This is a genomic window from Vibrio sp. 1069, from assembly GCF_033340555.1.
Genome location: NZ_JAWOWP010001052.1, coordinates 1 through 500 on the forward strand (window position 1 = coordinate 1; position 500 = coordinate 500).

General features: G+C 46.0%; 1 protein-coding gene. It reads right to left on the reverse strand.

Translation table 11 applies throughout. The annotated features are described in order from the left end of the window. Positions 1 to 500 (reverse strand): RadC family protein (gene radC / locus R7040_RS30550; protein ID WP_318098203.1); only part of this gene is annotated, 500 nt, incomplete at both ends.

The following is a 500-nucleotide window of genomic DNA, read 5'->3' on the forward strand; positions in this document are numbered from 1 at the left end:
AAATGGTCCAAAATACGAATATCCACCAGCGCCAACGCATCAATTAATCGCCTTGTAATCCTGCGGTCTGCCTGGCTTGGCTCGGCGACACCGGACGGGTGGTTATGCGCCAAAATCAAAGCAGCCGCGTTGTGGTGCAGGGCTCTTTTTACTACTTCTCTAGGGTAAACTGATGCAGCATCCAAGGTTCCTTCGAATAAAATCTCATCTTTTATTACTCGGTGTTGGTTATCGAGGAAAAGAATGTAAAAAGCCTCTCTTTGGCGGTCTCTTAATATAGAGGAGAGATATAATTTAGTTTGCTCAGGGCTGGTTAAGGCGTCGCCACGCTTGAGGGTTTCCGCCAAATATCGCTGAGTCATTTCTAACACCGCTTGCAATTGCACATATTTGGCCTGCCCTAACCCTTTATGCTGACAAAACTCTTGTTCTGAAGCAGAGAACAGCTGCCTAAGCGAACCAAAATCTTGAATAAGGAAATCGGCCAACTCAATCACGTT